Annotated in this window: 6 protein-coding genes; all 6 read left to right on the top strand. The window is 30.7% G+C overall.

What is annotated here, in order from left to right; translation table 11 throughout:
• The first annotated feature begins 242 nt into the window (after positions 1-242).
• Positions 243-1,022 (top strand): hypothetical protein, encoded by a 780-nt coding sequence (locus DFQ09_RS18355; protein ID WP_115813049.1) that lies wholly within the window; start codon positions 243-245, stop codon positions 1,020-1,022.
• Positions 1,023-1,172: 150 nt separating this feature from the next.
• A complete protein-coding gene (locus DFQ09_RS18350) occupies positions 1,173-1,826 on the top strand; it encodes a hypothetical protein (protein WP_115813047.1) in 654 nt (217 codons plus the stop codon).
• A 1,269-nt stretch (positions 1,827-3,095) separates the two neighbouring features.
• Entirely contained in the window at positions 3,096-3,698 is a 603-nt protein-coding gene (locus tag DFQ09_RS18345; protein WP_115813045.1) for a hypothetical protein, read from the top strand.
• 221 nt (positions 3,699-3,919) lie between these two features.
• A complete protein-coding gene (locus tag DFQ09_RS18340; RefSeq protein ID WP_115813043.1) occupies positions 3,920-4,324 on the top strand; it encodes a hypothetical protein in 405 nt (134 codons plus the stop codon).
• Between the two features lie 130 nt (positions 4,325-4,454).
• Positions 4,455-5,090: a hypothetical protein gene (locus tag DFQ09_RS18335; RefSeq protein WP_115813041.1), complete on the top strand. Its 636-nt coding sequence runs from the start codon at positions 4,455-4,457 to the stop codon at positions 5,088-5,090.
• A gap of 170 nt (positions 5,091-5,260) precedes the next feature.
• The gene (locus DFQ09_RS18330) at positions 5,261-6,106 is read left to right on the top strand and encodes a hypothetical protein (protein WP_147298377.1); all 846 of its coding nucleotides are present in this window, start codon (positions 5,261-5,263) and stop codon (positions 6,104-6,106) included.
• Positions 6,107-6,355 lie beyond the last annotated feature (249 nt).

Genomic DNA, 6,355 nt, shown 5'->3' with positions numbered 1-6,355 from the left:
TGACGAAGTCTAAAGCTTCTGCGTGTATATTAACCTTATTCCTCTCTTTTGTTCTTTCTAATTTATCCTTAAATTTAATGAATTGTAAACTTAAGCCGTGTATAATTAATTGCTTCGTTTCTGAGCATCTGGAATATTCCTGCGGAATATTCACAGGTTCGTAAAAGTTTACTAAATTAGTTGCTTAACCACGCAACTAACCATACACCGAACCGTTGTAGGTAATTACCACTCAAACTCATATGAATTACGAAAATAGAATTTGCTGTTTTATAGATATACTTGGTTTTAAGCAACATTTGAATCAAACTATAAATTCAGCTGGCGAAGATAATATCGAGAAAATCAAGTCAATTCAATCGATTTTAAACCTATCAAAAAGTATTACCTCTGATACAGGTTTATCTAAATCTAAAATAGTAACTCATTTTTCGGACTCAATAGTAATATCATATAAGTATGATGAAGAAAGCCAATTGTTTTCTACATTATTAAATCTACTATATGTCAGTATGGAATTAGCAAATAAAGGTTTTTTGACTCGTGGTGGTGTTGCTATTGGAAAATTAATTCATACAGATGAAGTTGTTTTTGGGCCAGCTTTAGTAGATGCTTATAATATTGAATCTAAACTCTCAAAATATCCGAGAATTATTGTCGATAAGAACGTAATTGAAAATGGATTACAATATCATTCAGAAAATCACACGAAAGAAGAGGAAAAGGAATATGTTATGGATATAGTCACCGAAGATAACGATGGACATTATTATATTGATTACGTCCAAAAATCTTCTTCAGAGTTTGATGATTTAGAATATGATTTATATAGATATATCAATAACCTAAAAGAGAATTTTTTCAGTAATTACGATGAAGAAAATGAAGATGTCCAGAAAAAATTAGATTGGTTAAAAACAAAAATAAATGAACTAATAACAAATATTAAAACGAACATAAAGAATCCTGAATTTGCACCTGATATAATTGCTCTTTATTCAACAGTTGAGTATATAAAATAACTACCTACAACACCGTGTATAATTAATTGCTTTGGCAAGTGCTTATTTGGAAAATTCCTTCGGAATTTTCTCGGGTTCGTATTTGTTTACTAAATTAGTTGCTTAACCACGCAACTAACCATACACAACAACGTTGCCACCAATTAAAAAATGACGAACGAAGAAATTTACGAAAAAGCAAATAGTGTTGTCGGAATTGAAGGAATGACTGGAAATGAACGCCTTTTTGCAAGTGGATTAATGGACACGTTTGACAAAGCAAAAAAGAAAGACAAATATTTAGCTAGAACAATTTTACAAGCTTTAAAATTTGACGAACTTTCAATAAGCCGGATTATTGGCTATTCCATAGATTCTTTGAAATATCCAAACGCTTGGGATTTTCCGAATGAAAACTCAAACGGTCTGAATAATGACCAAAAAGCAGTTTTAGAATACTCTGAACTGAACGAAATCGGAATGGGAGCACCTTTACGTGGAATTTGTCGAATAAAATTAAATGATAATAAAAGTATTTTGATTGGAAACAATTGTGGTGGACCAGCAATTTGGATAAGAAATGGATTAAAAGCAGCAATTCCGATTTGGGAAAAGTCATTTTTCAACGGAACTTTTCAAAGAATTGGAATTGTAGACTTGGAAAAGCAAACGCTGACTAAATACAAGAAAAAATTCCGAGTTTTAGATTTAAGGTCATTTAGTGGAAATCTGATTTTAGGAATTGATAGTCCAATTCACAGAACGAAAACTGTCGAATTTGATTATGAAAAAGAAACGATTGAAAAAATAGTCGGAATAAAATAACTGGTGGCAACACCGTGTATAATTAATTGCTAGGTCACTGCCGACTTACGAACATTCCTGCGGAATATTCTATCTGTGATTTATTTGCTAAATTAGGTGCTTAACCACGCAACTAACCATACACAAAACCGTTGTCTATCATTTTGGAGCGCCAACAATTTCAAGGCTTTCAGTCATGCTTCTTAATATTTACATCAAAAAATACGCTGGAATTCAAAACTGAATATTAAAAAGTATTACGCTGAATTTTTTACTCATTCGGAATATTACGCAAGAAATTTGGCTTGCCTTGCTTCTATTCTTTGCATCGAAAATTTAGAAATCCTCAACTTTCGGCTGAATATCAGAATCGCTAAATGTTACGGCTGAATATCGGAATCAAAACTGTATAAAAAAACGCAATTCTAATTCGGAAAATTTTTGAGATTTTTAAGTAAAAACTAAAACAACACTGGAATTACAAAACGTACGAAATCAGTACGTGAGAATATAACGCTGGAAAATAAAAAACAATAGACAACAACGTATATAATTTATAGCTTGGTCTGTGCTTACTTGCGAAAAGCCTCTCGGCTTTTCTATTTCGGTAAATATTTACTAAATTACTGGCTGAAACACGCTACAAATCATATACAAAACCGTTGCCCACAAGTATCCCAAGCCAACAAACATCCTGCTTTCATTAATGTTTTTAGTTATTTACGAACGAAAAACAATCTGAACGTGACAAATATTACGCTGGACTTTTTACTCGTGCGGAATTGCGGAATGTGATAAATATTACGCTTGAATTCCCGCTCGCCCAACTTAAGATCATCGCATCGAAAATTTAACAAACCATCAACTTTCGGCTGAATAGCAGTTCCGCTAAACGTTACGGCTGAATTTTACGAAATTGGATTTGCCCAACTTTTGTCAATTGCATCGAAAATGTCGCAATCCTACAACTTTTGGCTGAATAGCAGAATCGCTAAACATTCGTGAAAAACTTTGGTTTATAAATCGGAGATTTTTTTTTGATTTTTAAGTAAAAAAGTAAATTACATGTAAATCAACAACGCACGAATATATTGCGCCTGAAAAACTAATGCGTGAAAAACAAATACCTGATGGGCAACACCGTGTATAATTTATAGCTGCTTCTCGCCTACTTACGAAAAACCGCTGGTTTTTCTTATTTTGGGTTTTATTTGCTAAATTACGTGCTGACAACACGCTACAAATCATACACAAAACCGTTGCCATTAATACCCAAAAACCCTAAAACGAATGCAGAAATTTTGGAAAATAAGTGATTCTAAATCTAATAAATTGATTTTCATAAAAGATAAAACTATTTACAAAGGAAATCCGATACAAGAAGAACTTAATAGACTAAATTCAGAATCAACCAATCTATCTTTTTTAGAAAATATTTTTAGCATTCCATATTCTTATATAAAAGAAATTCAAAATCAAAGCGGAAAAAATGAAATTAAAATATTTTTCGGAAATGATTCTGAAGAAGAATTAATAATAAAAGATAAGAATACTAAAAACGCAATATTTGAATTTATAAAACAAGATAATCCGAATTTTAAATATAGTTCCGAATTACCAAGTGTTCTAAAATATGCGAAACCACAATTTTTTGCCTTATTATTTATGACAGGGATTTTTTTATGGTCTCTTTATTTAGCAATTCAAATGGAAAGTGGAGTTGAATACTCAATTATAGGAAGTGGTCGCAGTATAACGGGAATTGTTTTGTTTTTGGCAAACTTTGGTATCGTCAAAAATATTATTGGTTATGTTATAATTCTATTAATTATAATTTTCTCTTTGACTAAAAGATTGAAATCAAGGAGTGAAATGGAAATATTAAAAAGATAAAGTACTAATGGCAACACCGTGTATAAAAAATTGCTACTTTTAGCTTAACCAATGTCAGTTGCTTTACTTGCTTGCATCTGATTTTCCTTCGGAAAATCCTCGCATACAAGCACGCAACTTTCCATACACATAAACGTTGGCAGCAAGTTGACAAAACCCGAACTATAAAGAATGAGAGTAACAACATTTCCAGATTGGACTTTTGATTTTACGAAACCAGAATGGGCTGGTACAATATAAATGCGACTCGAATTACAGGAAATTTAATCGGAATTGACGGAACTGATGAATATAGTGGACTTGAAAAAATTATATCTGACATTGTTGACTTTGAACTAACTCAAAACCGAACTTACTCATACTGGAACAATGTGTTTGCGAAAATTTTCAAATCAAATGGAATAGTATTTCACAATAACTTGGAATTAAAAAACCCAAATGACCATTTCAAAAGTTGGGTTATAAAGTTATATAATGTTGAACTATATTTTAAAAGCTCTGAACCTGAAATTAGGCTGATTAAAAATGAGAAACGATTGTACTCGAAAAAATGGTCTGAATTTAGCGGAACTGAATTTTATAAATTAATGAATGAAATAAAAACCAGCTGCCAACAACGTATATAATTTATTGCTGCTTCTCGCCTACTCACGAAAAGTCCTTCGGATTTTCTATGTCGTTATTATATGTTAACTTACTCGCTGAAACACGCAACAAACCATATACCAAACCGTTGGCAACAAGCTGAACAAACCAATGAATATTAAGAATAAAGCACTAAATTTTCAATACCAATACAGCCGAATTTTCACTTTCGGTCTGAATAGGACAAAGTATGTGTGCTTACCTAAAAGCAATAGCTTGTTCGCATCGAATAATTCGAAAAACACATTTCTTGCGCTTGGATTTACATTGTTTTCTTGCTTACTATTTTTTTCTGGATTTATAGAGTGGTATACAAATGAAACCCAAATTACAACGGGATTTATAATTGTTTTTTTTGTTGTTCATCCAATTGTCGCGTCTATCGGATTACGACAATTTTTGTGGCTGATTAATGGACGACAAGAATTACGGATTGAAAATGGAATAATGACTTTAACAAAAAAAGGAACTTTTCTAACAAAAAAACAAACTTTTGAATTGGAACACGTGGAAAACGTTCGGAATGAAATCCAAGAAAACTCATTATCAACTTATGACAAAACATTACGGAATATCGCATTGAATAGAAAATTACTTTTTAGCCATATAATGGGAGAAATTATATTTAATTACAAAGGAAAGAAAGTCAAATTGTTTAATGAATTGACCGAAAACCAAAAAGCGGAATTAATAACTGAAATCAATAATCTAAAAGAAAAGCCTGTTGCCAACACCGTGTATAATTAATTGCTAGGTAAGTTCTCATCTGGAATATTCCTTCGGAATATTCACAGGTTCGTACCTTTTTGTTAACTTAGTTGCTCAACCACGCAACTAACCATACACAAACCCGTTGGCAAACATTTAAAGGAACATCGCTCTATTCAATAACTTAACGCAACAAATCTAAATTTATAATGAAAAAAATAATAACTTTTTCAATTCTTATATTTTCATTGAGTATATATTCTCAAATTAAACCTAAATATGAATATTTAGTAGCACCATATATTTCTGACATTGAAAAGACGGAACTAAAAGGAAAAGTATCTACTATTAAAGAATATCATTATAAAGAATTAAAACATCCATATGACAAAAATATTCAGAATAGTGAACCAGTTGTAACAGATAGTATCATATGTAAATTCAATTCTAACGGAAATATTACATATATAGCTTCTCATTCTCTCTATTCACAACATTTTCCAATATATTCTATGATAGAAGACAATTACGAATTCAATGATTTTGGCAATTTAATTGAGGTTAAGAGATTTAATTCAGAAACAAGAGAAAGTGAAATAATAACGAAGATTAAATACTTAGACAATGCTGTTATTAAACATAATCTTGATTTTAATTCAAAGGACAGTATAATTTTAAACGAAAACGGGACAGTAAATAAAATTTTTCGAATTTTAAGAAAAGAGAATAAAGAATATAAATTCAAATATAATAAGAAAGGGCAGTTAATAGAAAAAACACGACCACTCATCAACAATAAGTATAAAAATAATGACCATTTCACTTATGATATTAACGGTAATTTAATCAGTTTTATTAACGATTATGAAAATATTCTTAACACTTATATTTACAATGAATTTAATGAACTAATTGAAAAATATCAACAAAGAGATGATTCGCAAAAATTAAGAACAGTTTTTAAAGTATTAAAAGATTATGATGAAAATGGTAATTGGCTTAAGGCTATTGGGAAAAATAGTTTTATTAAGAGAAAAATAGAATATTTTGAATGAATGTCAATTAAAAGCACAATCGGTAAAAAACGATTTGCCAACACCGTGTATAATTAATTGCTTTTTTGTGCTTACTTGCGAAAATTCCTGCGGAATTTTCACGGTTTCGTTAAAGTTTGCTAACTTAGTTGCCTAACCACGCAACTAACCATACACGTATTCCAAGATCAAATCCTAGTAATATTTAGTTTTATTTTTTAGGCTGCATATTGCTGAAGAACGACATAAGGTGTTCCTCTTTTTACTACG

It is taken from the genome of Winogradskyella pacifica (assembly GCF_003386275.1).
Classification (GTDB): Bacteria; Bacteroidota; Bacteroidia; order Flavobacteriales; family Flavobacteriaceae; genus Winogradskyella; species Winogradskyella pacifica.
This window is presented reverse-complemented; position numbering and strand designations above follow the sequence as displayed.

What these genes read in the sequence shown, in the direction of transcription:
- DFQ09_RS18330 (WP_147298377.1), top strand. Translation starts at nt 5,261, where the DNA reads ATGAAAAAAATAATAACTTTTTCAATTCTTATATTTTCATTGAGTATA.
- DFQ09_RS18350 (WP_115813047.1), top strand. Translation starts at nt 1,173, where the DNA reads ATGACGAACGAAGAAATTTACGAAAAAGCAAATAGTGTTGTCGGAATT.
- DFQ09_RS18345 (WP_115813045.1), top strand. Translation starts at nt 3,096, where the DNA reads ATGCAGAAATTTTGGAAAATAAGTGATTCTAAATCTAATAAATTGATT.
- DFQ09_RS18335 (WP_115813041.1), top strand. Translation starts at nt 4,455, where the DNA reads ATGAATATTAAGAATAAAGCACTAAATTTTCAATACCAATACAGCCGA.
- DFQ09_RS18340 (WP_115813043.1), top strand. Translation starts at nt 3,920, where the DNA reads ATGGGCTGGTACAATATAAATGCGACTCGAATTACAGGAAATTTAATC.
- DFQ09_RS18355 (WP_115813049.1), top strand. Translation starts at nt 243, where the DNA reads ATGAATTACGAAAATAGAATTTGCTGTTTTATAGATATACTTGGTTTT.